Consider the following 13,703-nt stretch of genomic DNA (forward strand, 5'->3'; position numbering starts at 1 on the left):
TGCTCTCACTCTTGCGTGTACCGATCGGTTCATGTTAGACCTATGCTTGTGAACCGATCGGTTCATATCGAGAGGATGTCATGCCCGCCCAAATCACCACCGCCGCTCCGGTCGCCCACGCCGCGCTTCTCGGTCTCGGTGTGTACCGGCCGCGCCGGGTTGTCCCCAATGCCGAAATCGTCGATCGCATCGACTCCTCCGACGAATGGATCAGAACCCGCTCCGGCATTGCCGCGCGCGGGTGGGCCGACCCCGACGAAACCATCGTCGCCATGAGCACCGCCGCCGCGCGGGACGCGCTCGCCGCCGCCGGGACACCCGCCGAGCAGGTCGACGCCGTCATTCTGGCCACGTCCTCGCAGATGGTGCTGGGACCCTCGGCCGGCGCCGTGGTGGCCACCGAACTCGGCATGCAGGACACCGCCGCCTTCGACGTCTCGGCCGGCTGCGCGGGCTTCTGCTACGCCCTGGCCAATGCCGCCAATCTGGTGCGCGCGGGCCAGGCCCGGAACGTGCTGGTGATCGGCGTCGAACGGCTGTCGGATCTGCTCGATCCGACCGACCGGACCTGCGCCTTCATCTTCGCCGACGGTGCGGGCGCGGCCGTGGTGGGACCGTCCGAGGTCGAGGGCATCGGCCCGGTGGCCTGGGGCTCCGACGGCAGCCAGACCTCGGCCATCAAGCAGGACAAGGACTTCGCGCAGTACTTCGCCGAGGTCGCGGCGGCCGAGGCGAGCGGCGGCACCACCGAGCGTCCGTACATCCGTATGAACGGCACCGCGGTATTCCGCTGGGCCGTCACGTTTTTGGAGAAGGCATGCCGTGATGCGCTGGACCGCGCGGGCGTCGGTGTCGAAGATCTCGACGCCTTCGTACCGCATCAGGCCAACAGCCGCATCACCGATGCGCTGACCCGGGCGCTGGGAATGCCCGACACCGTGGCGGTGGCCCGGGACATTGTCGAAACGGGAAATACCAGTGCCGCTTCGATTCCCATGGCGATGGAGCAGCTGCTGCGCTCCGGGGAAGCCAAGGCAGGCGATACGGCGCTGCTGCTCGGCTTCGGCGCCGGGCTGGCCTATGCGGGTCAGGTCGTGCGATTGCCCGCCATCGGCTGAGCCGGACGACTCCTGCTCGCCGCAGTGATACCCAGGCGAGCAGGAGTGGGTGCGCTTACTGCTCGTCCTGCGGCAGCTGGCCTTTCACGGCGTCGTAGGCGACCGGTGCGGGCGCGGCCGTCGGGCCGTACACCAGGTGCAGGACGCCCGTCTCGAACGCCTGCGAGGAGATCAGGCGCAGGGGGATGGACTCGCCCTCGCCGAACAGTCGCAGACCGCTGCGCAGCGCGACCGGGTGCACCAGCAGATGCAGTTCGTCGATCAGGCCGGCGGCCAGCAATTGCACGACGATGGACGGCGAACCGCTCATGCCGATATCCGTCGCACCCGGCTGCTGCTTCAGCTCGGTGACGGCCTCGACCAGTTCGCCCTTCAACTGCTCGGAATTGCGCCAGGTCAGTTCCAGATCCTGATGTGAGACAACGATTTTGCGGGCATCGCCCAGTGCCGCTGCCATGCCCGCATCCGCGCCGCCCGCGGCCTCCCGCTCCGGCCAGGAGTCCGCGAAGCCCTCATAGGTGGTGCGGCCCAGCAGCAGTGTGTCCGCGCCCATCAGCTGAGCGCCTACCGCCGCGCCCATCTCGTCGTTGAAATACGGGAAATGCCAGTCCTGGGGCTCGCCGATAACACCGTCGAGCGAGATGAACAGTCCAGCCGTGATCTTGCGCATCGAATCTCTCCTGTTTCGTACCGTTTGTACTGTCACAGGTAAGACGGCGGCCGATCCGGAAATTCATCGCGCTCGAACAGGCCCGATTCCCGGCTTTCGGTGAGGAAGGCCTCCAGAGTGCGCGGCGGCCGGCCGAGCAGGCGGGTGACGGTATCGGTGGGGTGCTCCGGGCGGGTGCGTGCCAGCTGCTGGATTTCCATCACGTGCGTGGCCAGCCAGAGTGGCATATGGGCATGGTCGAGGAGCGTCTGCCGGAAGTCGGTGGGTGGCAGGTCCACGTAGTGGATCCGCCGGTCCAGCAGGCGGCTGAGCAGCTCGGCCAACTTCGGGTGGCTGAAGGTCTCCGAACCCGTGAGTGTGTATGTGCCCCTGCTGATCTCGGGACGCGTCAGCACCTCTGCGGCGACATCACCGATATCGCGGCAGTCGATGTAATTGCATGCCGCATCGCGCATTGCGCCGACGATGATCCCCTGCTGGATGGTCGGAGCAAGGGTGAGCAGCTTCTGCATGAAGGCGTAGGGCCGCAGGATCGTGTGATCGATGCCCGACCTGAGCAGGTGCTGTTCGATGGCGTAGTGCCAGCGCGAGATGACAACGGGGGAGTCGGGTTGGGCGGCGGGCGCGGAGATCTTCACAATGTGCTCGATACCGCAGTGTGCGGCGAGATCGATGACACGGCTTTCGAATTCGACCTGCCGGGGGCTGTTGGTCATGGTGAGGAACAGCTGCCGCACATCGGTGAAGGCGTTGCGCAGGGAGGCCGGATCGGCGGCATCGGCCCATCGGACATCCACTGGGATTGCCGCCGGCAGTTCCGCGCGCAGGCGTTCCGGTTCTCGGGTCAGTGCGCGGCACGGCACGCCGAGGTCCGTCAGCCGCCGCAGTAGCGCACCGCCGGTGCTGCCGGATGCTCCCATGATCGCGATCATGACTTTTCCTTTCGATGAGCCGGTTTGCGTTGTGCCGGTCTGGTTTTCGGCGTCTGCGCCGCACTCCAGCGCCAGGTCGTGATGAGGGCTGCCAGTGCCGCGGCGATCGGGAAGTCGATTCGAATCCGGTCGGGTAGGAGCGGCCACGAGTGCGTCGCGAACAACGCGCTCAGCTCGGCGAGCGCCGCCGCGGTGACCGTGAACCCCGCGACCAGGCCCACTCGCGGGAGGCGCAGCAGCCATGGACGCCGGGATCCGAAGCGCTGCAACCAGGCTCCGGCCAGTACGGCGACGAGCGCCGAGGCGCCCGCGATCGAGGTGAGTGCCGCGATGACGAGATCGGTTCGCCCGGTGGCGATTCCGCCGATGCCCGCGCACAGGGCCGGGGCCGCGTAGGCGAAGAGGGCTTCTTGCCACAGCCGGAAGCGGGGTGGGGCCATAACCTCGATCATTTAATTAGGATCCTAACTATATGGGCATGATTCGGGCGGGGATTCTCCATGCGGTGTACCGGTGGGGAATGCCCGCTCAGTTCAGGGGGCGGTCAGCGCGCCGATGCCCTCGGTGATGCGGCCGAGCAGTTCGAGGAAGGTCGTGCGCTCCTGCGGGCTGAGCCCGCTCACCATGGCTTGCAGGCGGCCGAAATGTTCGGGCGCGATATCTCTCATCTTCTGTGCGCCCCGGGCGGTGAGGACGACCACCACGGCGCGGCCGTCCTCGGCCGAGGGTCGCCTGAGTACGAGCCCCTCCTGTTCCAGGCTGTCTATCAGGCCGGTTACCGTCGCCCGGGTCACCCCGAGGCTCGCCGCCAGCTGCGACGGCGACTTCTCGCCGGCGCTGTCCTCGAGATCGGCGAGCATCCGATAGCGTCCGGTGGACAGGCCGAACCGGGCGAAATGCGCCTCGGTGGCCTGCCCTAGCCGGGCGCCGGCGGCCAGCAGGCGCACCGCGACGAGCACCGCGCGCGGGTCGGCCTCGGACTCCAGTCCATAGCGCCGCAGCTGCTGCCGGGCCTGGTTCAGAGTGGGTGTGTCGATACCCGCCGCTTCGGTCGCCATGAATCTAATATGGAGACTAACTATCCTGCCGTCAAGCTTCGGCCCGGCCTTCGTGGTGCGGCTCATAATCGCCCCGGAGTCGTCCCGGCCACTCCGGTTCGCGGCCGTCGCCCATCATCGGACGGACCGGCAGTCGCGGAGTGTTCATACCGGGCGGAGGGGCGACGCGCTGCGCCGGATTGCGCGGCGGAGGGTTCCGCGGTGCGGGAGGGACGCGCGGCGGGGGAGGGGTGCGCGGCGCGGTCGGCGTCAATGCCGGGGACGGCGCCGGGAAACCGAGATCGTAGGCGGATTCGGCATGCTCGGCCTCGTCGATGCCGCTCGCCTCGGACTCGTGATCCACGCGGAAACCTATGAGCTTGTTGATGATCCAGCCCAGAATGTACGTGGCGACGAAGGAATACCCCAGCACCGCGAAGGCGGCGATCGCCTGCCGCTGCAACTGGGTCCAGCCGCCGCCGAACAGCAGGCCGTTGCCGCCCCCCGAATTCACCGAGGCATCGGCGAAGAATCCGATGAGCAGCGTGCCCACCAGTCCGCCGACGAGATGGACGCCGACGACGTCGAGCGAATCGTCATAGCCGAAGATGAATTTCAGTCCCACTGCCAGCGCGCAACACACACCGGCGGCGATCCCGATCGCCAGTGCGCCGATGCTGCCGACGAATCCGCACGCGGGGGTGACCGCGACCAGTCCGGCCACCGCACCGGACGCAGCGCCGAGGGTGGTCGGCCGGCCATCACGCAACTGCTCGACAATGATCCAGGCCAGCGATGCCACGCCCGTGGCAATCGTGGTGTTCGTGAAGGCGGTTGCGGCGAGATCGCCTGCGGCCAAAGCCGATCCGGCATTGAATCCGTACCAGCCGAACCACAGCAGCGAGGCGCCGAGCAGGGTGAAGGGCACATTGTGCGGCCGGGGAATGCTCCGCGGCCAACCGTGCCGGTTGCCGATCACCAGCACCATGGCCAAGGCCGCCGCACCGGCATTGATGTGCACCGCGGTACCGCCCGCGAAGTCGAATGCCTTCAGCCGGTTGTCGATCCACCCGCCCACATCCGAGGAGTTTCCGGCGCTGTCGGTGTTCGTGAACCCGCTCGCACTGAAAACCCAGTGCGCCACCGGGAAATACACCACGGTGGTCCAGGCCACGATGAACACCATCCACGCCCAGAACTTCGCCCGTCCCGCGATCGCGCCCGAAATCAGGGCGGTCGTGATGACGGCGAACATCAACTGGAACATGACGAACGCCATGGTCGGAATCTGATGCCCGGCGGGACCCGACAGCGTGCCCTGCGTATTTCGCAGGAACGCATGCGACATCTGCCCCACCAGGCCCTGATACGCATCATTTCCGAACGACTCGCTGTAGCCGTACAACAGCCACAGCGTCGTCACCGCGCCCAAACAGATGAAGTTCATCATCAGCATGTTCAGGACGCTCTTGCCGCCGACCATGCCGCCGTAGAAGAAAGCCAGCCCCGGCGTCATCAGCATGACGAGTGCCGCACTTGCCAGCACCCACGCCGTATCTCCCGAATTCACACTCGTACCTCATTACTCAACGGGATTCGCGTGAAGCATCGAGAGTGACTGTTTCGCGCAGGCGGCCGATCGTGTTTCGGCTCAGTGAATTCCCGCCGCGTCCGAATTTTCGCCGATTGGCACCACCTCGACCGGAGCCTGGGGCCGGGCGCCAAGCAGCAGACACGAGACGATTCCGATCACCAGGATCGCCGAGGGCAGCACCATCGACTGCGCCAGAGCCGTACTGAAAGCGTGCTGCACCGGCCCGAGCAGTGGCCCGCTCGCGCCCGCCTCGACCGACGGAATACCGTGCGCGGCGAGCCGGGCCGGAATCAGCGCACCGATACCGGCGCTGCCGAGCACCAGCCCCACCTGCCGCGCGGTGTTGTACACCCCGGCGCCCACACCCGCCTGCTGCGGTGGCAGGCCGTAGGTGGCGATGGCGGCGAGCGGGGACCAGATGCAGGCATTCGCCAGACCCATGCAGGCGAGCGGAAGCAACAGCTGCCACAGCGGAGTGTCGGGCTTCATAGCGAAGCCGAACCAGGCGATGCCCACGGCGAAGCCGGCGAATCCGGCCACGGGGACGGCCCGCGGATGCACCCGGTCGACCAGTCTGCCCACGATCGGCGAGAACAATGCGGTGAGGAAGGCCATCAGCACCCACACCGTCGCGGCCCCGGTCGGCGAATAGCCCCGCACATTCTCGAGATAGAAGTAACCCGGCAGCATCATGCCGGTCGTGGCCACACCCATGGCGGTCATGGCCAGCGTGCTCAGCGCGAAATTCCGATCCCGGAACAGCGACAGGGGAACCAGCGGCTCGAGGGAGTTACGGGATTGGTAGACAACAAATCCCGCGAGCAGCGCCAGCCCCGCGGCAATGCACAGCCAGATGCGCCCCGACCAGTGCTCGGTATTGCCCTGCTGAATCCCGAAGACCACCAGGAACATTCCGGCCATGCTGAGCGCCACCGAAAGCAGATCGAAGCGATGCCGATGCGTCTGCAGCGAGGGCATGAAAATCACGGCCAGCACGAATGCGATCACCCCCAGCGGCACATTCACCAGGAAGATCCACTTCCAGCCCAGACCGTCCACCAGCACACCGCCGATGATCGGCCCCACCAGTGAGGCCACCCCCGCAATGGACCCCCACGCCCCCATCGCCGCACCCCGCTTGTCCGGCGGGAAGATTCGGGTGATCACCGCCATCGTCTGCGGCGTCATCAACGCCGCGCCGATGCCCTGCACACCGCGCGCGAGGATCAACATCGTTATGCTCGTGGACAATCCGCACGCCAGTGAGGCGAACGTGAAAATCGTGAGCCCGATCAGATAGACGTTCTTCGGCCCGAACTGATCACCCAGCCGCCCGGTGACCAGCAGCGGCACCGCATAGGCCAGCAAATACGAACTCGTCACCCACACCACGGTGCTCAACCCGGTGTGCAGCTCGTTCATGATCGTCGGATTGGCCACCGCCACAATGGTCATATCGACCAGAATCATGAAGAACCCGACGCACAATGCCCCCAGCGTCGCCCACGGACCAGGCTCTGTTCGGATCGCCATACGTTCCCACTCCCTTGGAATGGCCGGAGCCACAACAGTTTCGCAGATCCGGAATGATTTTCACGGAGCCGTTTCGGACCTTACGATCCCGTCGGAAGAATCGAAAACGCTGTGCGCGTGGATCGTGACCGGCGGTGCTGTGTGCGTCGGCGGAATTGCCCTGCAGTGCTGGTCAAGTCCAATGCGGGGAGAGTTTCAGGTGTTACGAAATGCTCGTTCATCATCGAAATGGGGGTTACGGAACAATGATTCGTGACAGACGTGTGGCCGCAATCGCCGGTGCGTGAGAATATCGATGGAGCACGACCTTTGGCGCCGGAGGAGGTCACAGATACGATGCCGACCCGAGATTCACGTAGCTCTACCGTGCCTCGTTTCGCGCCACGCGCCGAGGCGAAGGCTATGCACGCGCGGGTGCTGGAGGTTGCGCGGCAGGCGTTCGGTGAGCAGGGCGACTCGGTATCGCTTGCCGAAATCGCCCGGCGGGCCGGGGTCGGCGCGGGCACGGTCTACCGCTATTTCCCCACCAAAGCTGTTCTGCTGGAAGCAGTTCTGGAGCAGCGCATCGAGCGGCTCACCGTGTCGGCGGTAGGCCACCTCAAACACCCGGACCCTGGGGTCGCGTTCTTCGAGTTCTGTGTCGAGGTGATCGCCTCCGAGCCCATGGCGGATGCCCCCTGCGATCTGCTGACGCTCGCCGACGGCTGGCCGCGGGCGCGAGTGCACGGCGCTGGCGTGCGATTTCGGCAGGCGCTGACCCTGCTGCTGGCGGCCGCGCAGCGTGACGGCGCGGTTCGGCCGGACATCGTCGTAGCCGATGTGGTCGCCATCTTCACCGCCTGCGTGACCGTCCAGCGCCTGCACGATCAGGCTGCGCCGATCGGCCGGACCACCGCACTCATCCTGGATTCGATGAGGACCGAAAGGCCCTCGGCCACGACGCTCGATGTGACTTCCACCCCGCGATCCCCGGCTGCCGGCAGCTGTCAGAGCTGCGGCTGCGAACTGTCACGGGCGGGGACCGGGCGGCGGCCGCGGTACTGCTCGCCGGCCTGTCGCCAGCGGGCGCACCGCGAGCGCGCGCGGCTGGCAGCACCCTCCGCTACCGTTGCGTGACAGCGGGTTTCGGGTGCGGTCGGGTGCTACCGGCTCGGAAGGGTTGCCGGATTACGGACTCGGCTGTGGCACATTCACGTGGCAGTCGCCGATCTTGGGATTCATGCCGAGGTAATTGAGCGGCCCGGCGAGGATGGTCACCGCGATGGTGCCTGTGCTCGCGCAATTGGTGGGCGCGCTGTCGTAGTAATGGCGCTGGCCGCCGGCGATGGCGCCGACGATGAGCCAGGCCAGGACCAGCACCATGAAGATGCTGCTCACTCCCGATCGACTGGCTCCACGCGCGCGCCAGCCATCGTTTGCGTATTCTCTCATTTTCCCAACTCCGGGTAATCGAATGTTGTACCGCGAGTGCCGATTTCGAAGATCGAAATCGGCACTCGGCGCATACTCCGGACCCTGTGATCCCGATATGAGCGGGGGCGGATCTGCTACCTCCCAAGTAGACGCCCCCGGGGACGTGGTGTCAACGGTGTAGGTCTACATCTTGGAGTATTGCTTCAACGATGTAGGTCTACGGTGTTGACGTACCGTTGTCAGGGGCGTCTACTGAAAGGTGCCACCGATCCGAGCGAAGGATTCGTGGACCGCGATGTTCATCACCGTTGATGTTCGGGTACTGGGCCGCCGCCGATTTCCTCTGGATCGAGGCACCACCAATGACCTCTCAGTCGACACTCACCTCCCCGTCGCGGGCGCCCCGCACCCGCCGCGGCTCCGACAGCTACGACAATCTCGAACCGCTGTTCGCTCGACTCGCGCAGCTGAGCGATGGCGACCCCCGCCGAAAACCCTTGCGGGACGACCTGATCGAGCGTTGCCTGCCTCTGGCGGAGAACATCGCCCGCAAGTACGCCGGCCGCGGCGAGAACTACGAGGATCTGCTGCAGACCGCCCGCGTGGGCATGGTGGTGGCGATCAACCGATTCGACCCCGACTTCGGCGCATCGTTCCTGTCCTTCGCAATACCCACGATCATGGGCGAGGTACGCCGCCACTTCCGCGACTACACCTGGGCGGTCCGGGTACCGCGTCGGCTGAAAGAGCTGCAACTCACCATCGGCCTCGCGATCGACCGGCTGTTCCAGCGGCTGGGCCACGTTCCGACCGCCGCGGAAATCGCCGAGGAACTCGGCGCCGACCCGGCCGAGGTCATGCAGGCGCTGATCGCGCGCAACGGCTACCGCAGCTCCTCGATCGACGCCTGCCTCGACAATGACAACGACTACACGCCGATATCGCTACTGGACGCCCTCGGCTCCGAACAAACGGACTTCCGCTTGGTGGAGGACCTCATGGCGGTGAAGCCGCTGATCGAGGCGCTGCCCGAACGCGATCGCCAGGTGCTGATCATGCGATTCTTCGACACCCAGCCCCAAATCCGGATCGCCGAGACCCTCGGCGTCTCGCAGATGCAGATCTCACGCATCTTGTCCCGAGTTCTGAACTCGTTGCAAGAGCAGGCATTACGCGACTGATGCCTTGATTGCCTTGCAGCGCAACGTCGATGGAACCGCCGGCATAGTGGCCCTGGCCTCTCGGCCGCTCCGGCACACCCTCGCCGCCTTCGCGTGGACGCTGACCTTCGCGTACATGGCGGCCGAGCTCACCACCGCCATCGCCTGGAAGACGGGCTACAGCTTTCGCTACGACACCATCAGCGATCTCGGTGTCACCGCCTGCACGCCGAGCATGTGCTCGCCGCTGCATCTGCTCATGAACGCGACCTTCGTGGCGCTCGGATTGCTGACCATCCTGGGCGCCATCGGATTTCGCGACTACATCCCGCCCGGCCGGCGTCAGATATGGATCGTCGCGCTCGCGGTCGTCATCGGACTCAGCACCGCCGCGACCGGAGTATTTCCCTCCAACGACGGCATAGTCATTCACGGCCTGGCGGTGCTGCCCGCACTCGTCTCCCGGCATATCGTGCTGATCCTGCTGTCGATCTGGTTGTGGAAACAACGTCCCCTCGTCGCGGTCTGGTCGGCCGTCTGCGCCTCGGCGGGAATCACCGGCACGGTCCTGCTCATGATCGGTCTGCAGGTCGGCATTTCCGAACGACTCGTCTTCTACCCGCTGCCGGCCTGGATGGCCGTCACCGGCGCTGCCGTGGGGTTGCACGCAATCCGGAGAGCAATCTCACCGCTGTGGAACCCGGCGGAGCGCGCTCCCGTGTACGGGTAGGCTCAATAGGTGAAGCAACTAACCATCGGTGTAGTTGCGACCTCCCGCAAAGAGGACGAGCACCGACTGGCGATCCATCCCGCACACTTCGACCGGATCGACCCAACGCTTCGCAACCGTGTCTTCCTCGAGCACGGTTACGGTGACCGATTCGGCTACACCGACGAGCACCTGGCGCCGCTGGTAGGCGGCCATCGCACCCGCGAAGAACTGTTCGCCGAGTGCGACGTCCTGCTGCTGCCCAAGCCTTTGGCCGCGGATCTCGAGAACCTCCGCGCCGGACAGGTCGTCTGGGGGTGGCCGCACTGCGTTCAGGACGAGCAGATGACCCAGCTCGCCATCGACCGCGGGCTGACGCTGATCGCCTGGGAGGCGATGAATCACTGGACCAAGGAAGGCAACTTCAACGTCCACGTCTTCCACAAGAACAATGAGCTGGCCGGCTACTGCTCGGTCCTGCACGCACTGCAATTGCGTGGATCCAGCGGGGACTACGGCCGGCGGATGCGGGCGGCCGTGATCAGCTTCGGCGCCACCGCCCGCGGCGCGGTGCGCGCACTTTCGGCGCTCGGAATCAGCGATGTCACGGTGCTGACACAGCGCAGCGTGTCCGCGGTCGCCTCACCTTTCGCGTCGGTGCGCATGCAGCACTTCGCGCGTGATCCCTCGAATCCCAGCCGCACGCTCGCCCTGAAGGCGCCGGAACCCGGACCGCTCGCGGAAATGCTGGCCCAGTACGACATTGTCGTCAACTGCATCCTCCAGGACACCGAGGAGCCGCTGATGTTCGTCATGAACGAGGATCTGCCGCTGTTCGCGCGCGGGACGCTCTTCGTCGACGTCTCCTGTGACGAGGGGATGGGATTCGAATGGGCGCGGCCGACTTCGTTCACGGATCCGATGTTCACCGTCGGCGACGATCTGCACTACTACGGGGTGGACCACAGCCCGTCCTACCTCTGGAACTCCGCCACGTGGGAGAACTCCGAAGCGCTGCTGGAGTACCTGCCGATTGTGATGTCCGGTCCCGATGCCTGGGACGGCAACGAAACCGTGCGGCGCGCAATCGAAATCCGTGAGGGCCGGGTGCAGAATCTTCGGATTCTGTCTTTCCAGCGGCGGGCCGCGGCGTACCCCTACGCGGTCGCCTGACGGTCAGTTGTCATCCGGAGTTGTTGCGGCGCAAAGCAATCGCTCCGCCAGCTCGCGGCAGCGACTCCGGAGTTCCGGCGGATCGAGTATTTCGAAATCGTGGCCGAGCAGGATCATGTGCATGAGCACTGAGTCGAGGTTCTCGGCGCCGCTGATCACTTCGCAGTGTTCGGTTCCCCGTGGTCGTACGACGGCCGCGGACGCTGGAATCTGCTCGCGCACAATATCGTTCGGGGCATGCACCAGGAAGTGCGCCTGGTGCGGGTACACCCGGCTGGCCACGCCCTCCTGCACGTAGGGCGCGGCGTCGGGCGCCGCGCGCGGGTGGAAATGCCAAGTGCGGGAGGAGACTTCGGTCATCCTGTCGACTCGGAAGTTGCGCCAGTCGTCGCGATCGAGGTCGTAGGCGAGCAGATACCAGCGCCGGTCGGAGGCGACGAGGCGGTAGGGCTCGACCCGCCGCCGGGTCTGGCTGCCGGAGGGATAGTCGAAGCCGGTCTCGACCCGATCGCGGCAGGCCCGGGCCAGCGTCATGAGCGCCTCGGGGTCGACCAGCGCGCGGCCGCCGCCGAAGGACTCGACCGAGCCGGACAGCGCGCGCACCTCGTGCCGCAACCTGATCGGCAAAACCTGGTCGAGCTTGGTCAGCGCCCGCAGTGCGGCATCACCCGCCCCCGCGACCGCACCACCCGCACCGGCCAGCAAGGAGACCGCGGTGGCAATCGCCTCCTCGTCATCGAGCAGCAGCGGTGGCAACTCCTGCCCCCGGCCGAGTTGATATCCGCCGCCGACGCCCTGACAGGCATGCACCGGATAACCGAGCGCCCGCAGCCGCTCGACATCCCGCCGCACCGTGCGCGGCGTGATGTCCAGCCGCGCGGCGAGCTCCGGTCCGGTCCAGACCTGACGCTGCTGCAGCAGCCCGAGCAGCGTGAGCACCCGCTCCGTCGTCCCGTGCTCGCCTCCCATATCGCCCACATTGCCAGAAATAGCGGACCGATGCTGTCCGCATTCGGTGTGAGGGTGGCTGCATGGACATCGACGAACTCGACTGGAACCGGACACTGCGCGAGCAGTTCGAGTTCCACTGGAACCACCAGCTCCGGGCCCGCCTCGACGGCCTCACCGACGACGAATACTTCTGGTCACCCGTGCCCGACGCCTGGAGCGTGCGCCCGCGCGGCACCTCGACAGCACCCATGCAGGCGGGCGCCGGCGACTTCACTGTGGATTTCGGCTACCCCCAGCCGATTCCCGCTCCCTTCACCACCATCGCCTGGCGCCTCGGCCACGTCATAGTCGGCGTGCTCGCCACCCGCAACGCTTCACATTTCGGCGGGCCGGAGGTCTCGTACGAAACCTGGAAGTACGCCGATTCGGCATCCACCGTGCTCGACCAGCTCGAGGAACAACTCGACCTCTGGCTGACCGGAGTCCGCAGCCTCGGCGAGTCCGGTCTCCACATCCCGGTCGGCGCGAAAGAACCCTTCCCGGAACTGCGCATGGCCGACCTGGTCCTGCACATGCACCGCGAACTGATCCACCACCTGTCCGAGGTCTGCCTCCTCCGCGACCTCTACCTGCACACCGACCCCAGCACCCGTGGAGAACACCGATGACCGAGAAACCGATCCACCTGGACCCCGCAGACCTCCACTACAACCCCGCCTTCACCCAGGGCGTTATAGCCCCCGCCGCCCGCACCCTCTACGTCGGCGGCCAACTCGGCACCGACAGCACCGGCGCCGTGCTCGAAGGCATTGCCGCTCAAACCGTTCAAGCCATGAAGAACGTCCTGACCGTTCTCGCAGCCGCCGGTACCGGACCCGAAAACGTCGTCAAACTCAACATCTACCTCGTCGCCGGCGTCGACGTACAAGCGGGATTCGCTGCCTCCCAATCAGTCTGGGGCAACCACCGCACCGCCATCACAGTCATCTCCACCGCAACCCACGCCCGCCCCGGCGTACTGGTGGAGATCGACGCGATAGCAACCATCCCCGAATAGGACAAAACCAACAGAGACCACGATCCGCACGGTGATACCGAACCTCGGGCAGGCAACGCCCCGAGGTTGCACCTACAACAATCCCGAGCAGTTTGGCTCCGTCGTGGTGTGGGTACCACTGAACCTGGCGACTACGTCGCAGGTCAGGGTGGAGAGGCGCCCCCGGCAGGAATCGAACCTGCGACCTAGGGATTAGAAGGCCCTTGCTCTATCCAACTGAGCTACGGAGGCAGTGCGGGGCATCGTGGGCGATGCGGCCACCAAACACCTTGACCCATATTGATCGTGGTGTCCAGCGCGATAAGTATAGCGAGCGTCCAGATCGTGATTGCTCGGTTGCCTAGCAACCGTTCGGC

15 protein-coding genes and 1 tRNA gene are annotated in these 13,703 nt (G+C 65.8%); 7 read left to right on the forward strand and 9 right to left on the reverse strand.

What is annotated here, in order from left to right:
- Window positions 1–80 precede the first annotated feature (80 nt).
- Entirely contained in the window at window positions 81–1,118 is a 1,038-nt protein-coding gene (locus tag ABZX86_RS13190) for a beta-ketoacyl-ACP synthase III (RefSeq protein ID WP_355123137.1), read from the forward strand.
- 55 nt (window positions 1,119–1,173) lie between these two features.
- On the opposite strand, the gene ABZX86_RS13195 is transcribed toward ABZX86_RS13190, so the two are convergent.
- The 6 genes from ABZX86_RS13195 to ABZX86_RS13220 form a co-directional block, all read right to left on the reverse strand.
- Window positions 1,174–1,788: a dihydrofolate reductase family protein gene (locus ABZX86_RS13195; RefSeq protein WP_327144354.1), complete on the reverse strand. Its 615-nt coding sequence runs from the start codon at window positions 1,786–1,788 to the stop codon at window positions 1,174–1,176.
- A gap of 32 nt (window positions 1,789–1,820) precedes the next feature.
- Window positions 1,821–2,720: an NmrA family NAD(P)-binding protein gene (locus ABZX86_RS13200; RefSeq protein ID WP_355123139.1), complete on the reverse strand. Its 900-nt coding sequence runs from the start codon at window positions 2,718–2,720 to the stop codon at window positions 1,821–1,823.
- A complete protein-coding gene (locus ABZX86_RS13205) occupies window positions 2,717–3,172 on the reverse strand; it encodes a hypothetical protein (protein WP_355123141.1) in 456 nt (151 codons plus the stop codon). The genes ABZX86_RS13200 and ABZX86_RS13205 overlap by 4 nt, the downstream gene beginning before the upstream one ends.
- 81 nt (window positions 3,173–3,253) lie before the next feature.
- On the reverse strand, window positions 3,254–3,778 hold the full coding sequence (locus ABZX86_RS13210; protein ID WP_355123143.1) for a MarR family transcriptional regulator: 525 nt from the start codon (window positions 3,776–3,778) through the stop codon (window positions 3,254–3,256).
- Window positions 3,779–3,809: 31 nt separating this feature from the next.
- Entirely contained in the window at window positions 3,810–5,327 is a 1,518-nt protein-coding gene (locus tag ABZX86_RS13215; RefSeq protein WP_355123145.1) for an ammonium transporter, read from the reverse strand.
- A gap of 81 nt (window positions 5,328–5,408) precedes the next feature.
- Window positions 5,409–6,884, reverse strand: coding sequence for an MDR family MFS transporter (locus tag ABZX86_RS13220; RefSeq protein ID WP_355123147.1), 1,476 nt, complete (start codon window positions 6,882–6,884; stop codon window positions 5,409–5,411).
- 402 nt (window positions 6,885–7,286) lie between these two features.
- On the opposite strand from ABZX86_RS13220, the gene ABZX86_RS13225 reads away from it, so the two are divergent.
- The gene (locus tag ABZX86_RS13225) at window positions 7,287–8,000 is read left to right on the forward strand and encodes a helix-turn-helix domain-containing protein (protein WP_355123149.1); all 714 of its coding nucleotides are present in this window, start codon (window positions 7,287–7,289) and stop codon (window positions 7,998–8,000) included.
- Window positions 8,001–8,051: 51 nt separating this feature from the next.
- On the opposite strand, the gene ABZX86_RS13230 is transcribed toward ABZX86_RS13225, so the two are convergent.
- Entirely contained in the window at window positions 8,052–8,246 is a 195-nt protein-coding gene (locus ABZX86_RS13230) for a hypothetical protein (RefSeq protein WP_355123815.1), read from the reverse strand.
- A gap of 413 nt (window positions 8,247–8,659) precedes the next feature.
- On the opposite strand from ABZX86_RS13230, the gene ABZX86_RS13235 reads away from it, so the two are divergent.
- The 3 genes from ABZX86_RS13235 to ABZX86_RS13245 are packed head-to-tail and all read left to right on the forward strand — an operon-like array spanning window position 8,660 to window position 11,339.
- Entirely contained in the window at window positions 8,660–9,478 is an 819-nt protein-coding gene (locus tag ABZX86_RS13235) for a SigB/SigF/SigG family RNA polymerase sigma factor (RefSeq protein ID WP_355123151.1), read from the forward strand.
- 13 nt (window positions 9,479–9,491) lie between these two features.
- Window positions 9,492–10,187: a DUF998 domain-containing protein gene (locus ABZX86_RS13240; protein WP_355123153.1), complete on the forward strand. Its 696-nt coding sequence runs from the start codon at window positions 9,492–9,494 to the stop codon at window positions 10,185–10,187.
- Window positions 10,188–10,196: 9 nt separating this feature from the next.
- Window positions 10,197–11,339 (forward strand): N(5)-(carboxyethyl)ornithine synthase, encoded by a 1,143-nt coding sequence (locus ABZX86_RS13245; RefSeq protein WP_355123155.1) that lies wholly within the window; start codon window positions 10,197–10,199, stop codon window positions 11,337–11,339.
- A gap of 3 nt (window positions 11,340–11,342) precedes the next feature.
- Here the strand turns inward: ABZX86_RS13245 and ABZX86_RS13250 are convergent, their stop codons facing one another.
- Window positions 11,343–12,308 carry a YafY family protein gene (locus ABZX86_RS13250; RefSeq protein WP_355123157.1) on the reverse strand — a complete coding sequence of 322 codons (966 nt, stop codon included), beginning with the start codon at window positions 12,306–12,308 and terminating at the stop codon, window positions 11,343–11,345.
- Between the two features lie 62 nt (window positions 12,309–12,370).
- Here ABZX86_RS13250 and ABZX86_RS13255 point away from each other — a divergent pair, with 62 nt between their 5' ends.
- Both ABZX86_RS13255 and ABZX86_RS13260 read left to right on the forward strand, forming a co-directional pair.
- Window positions 12,371–12,958: a DinB family protein gene (locus tag ABZX86_RS13255; protein ID WP_355123159.1), complete on the forward strand. Its 588-nt coding sequence runs from the start codon at window positions 12,371–12,373 to the stop codon at window positions 12,956–12,958.
- Window positions 12,955–13,347 carry a RidA family protein gene (locus ABZX86_RS13260; RefSeq protein ID WP_355123161.1) on the forward strand — a complete coding sequence of 131 codons (393 nt, stop codon included), beginning with the start codon at window positions 12,955–12,957 and terminating at the stop codon, window positions 13,345–13,347. Before ABZX86_RS13255 ends, ABZX86_RS13260 begins: the two co-directional genes overlap by 4 nt.
- A gap of 157 nt (window positions 13,348–13,504) precedes the next feature.
- Here ABZX86_RS13260 and ABZX86_RS13265 read toward each other — a convergent pair.
- Window positions 13,505–13,578: transfer RNA gene (locus tag ABZX86_RS13265), tRNA-Arg, on the reverse strand.
- Window positions 13,579–13,703: the final 125 nt, after the last annotated feature.

The organism is Nocardia sp. NPDC006630 (assembly GCF_040611495.1).
In the GTDB taxonomy this organism is placed as follows: Bacteria; Actinomycetota; Actinomycetes; order Mycobacteriales; family Mycobacteriaceae; genus Nocardia.

What these genes read in the sequence shown, in the direction of transcription:
- ABZX86_RS13190 (WP_355123137.1), top strand. Translation starts at nt 81, where the DNA reads ATGCCCGCCCAAATCACCACCGCCGCTCCGGTCGCCCACGCCGCGCTT.
- ABZX86_RS13195 (WP_327144354.1), bottom strand. Translation starts at nt 1,788, where the DNA reads ATGCGCAAGATCACGGCTGGACTGTTCATCTCGCTCGACGGTGTTATC.
- ABZX86_RS13200 (WP_355123139.1), bottom strand. Translation starts at nt 2,720, where the DNA reads ATGATCGCGATCATGGGAGCATCCGGCAGCACCGGCGGTGCGCTACTG.
- ABZX86_RS13205 (WP_355123141.1), bottom strand. Translation starts at nt 3,172, where the DNA reads ATGATCGAGGTTATGGCCCCACCCCGCTTCCGGCTGTGGCAAGAAGCC.
- ABZX86_RS13210 (WP_355123143.1), bottom strand. Translation starts at nt 3,778, where the DNA reads ATGGCGACCGAAGCGGCGGGTATCGACACACCCACTCTGAACCAGGCC.
- ABZX86_RS13220 (WP_355123147.1), bottom strand. Translation starts at nt 6,884, where the DNA reads ATGGCGATCCGAACAGAGCCTGGTCCGTGGGCGACGCTGGGGGCATTG.
- ABZX86_RS13225 (WP_355123149.1), top strand. Translation starts at nt 7,287, where the DNA reads ATGCACGCGCGGGTGCTGGAGGTTGCGCGGCAGGCGTTCGGTGAGCAG.
- ABZX86_RS13230 (WP_355123815.1), bottom strand. Translation starts at nt 8,246, where the DNA reads ATGGTGCTGGTCCTGGCCTGGCTCATCGTCGGCGCCATCGCCGGCGGC.
- ABZX86_RS13235 (WP_355123151.1), top strand. Translation starts at nt 8,660, where the DNA reads ATGACCTCTCAGTCGACACTCACCTCCCCGTCGCGGGCGCCCCGCACC.
- ABZX86_RS13250 (WP_355123157.1), bottom strand. Translation starts at nt 12,308, where the DNA reads ATGGGAGGCGAGCACGGGACGACGGAGCGGGTGCTCACGCTGCTCGGG.
- ABZX86_RS13255 (WP_355123159.1), top strand. Translation starts at nt 12,371, where the DNA reads ATGGACATCGACGAACTCGACTGGAACCGGACACTGCGCGAGCAGTTC.
- ABZX86_RS13260 (WP_355123161.1), top strand. Translation starts at nt 12,955, where the DNA reads ATGACCGAGAAACCGATCCACCTGGACCCCGCAGACCTCCACTACAAC.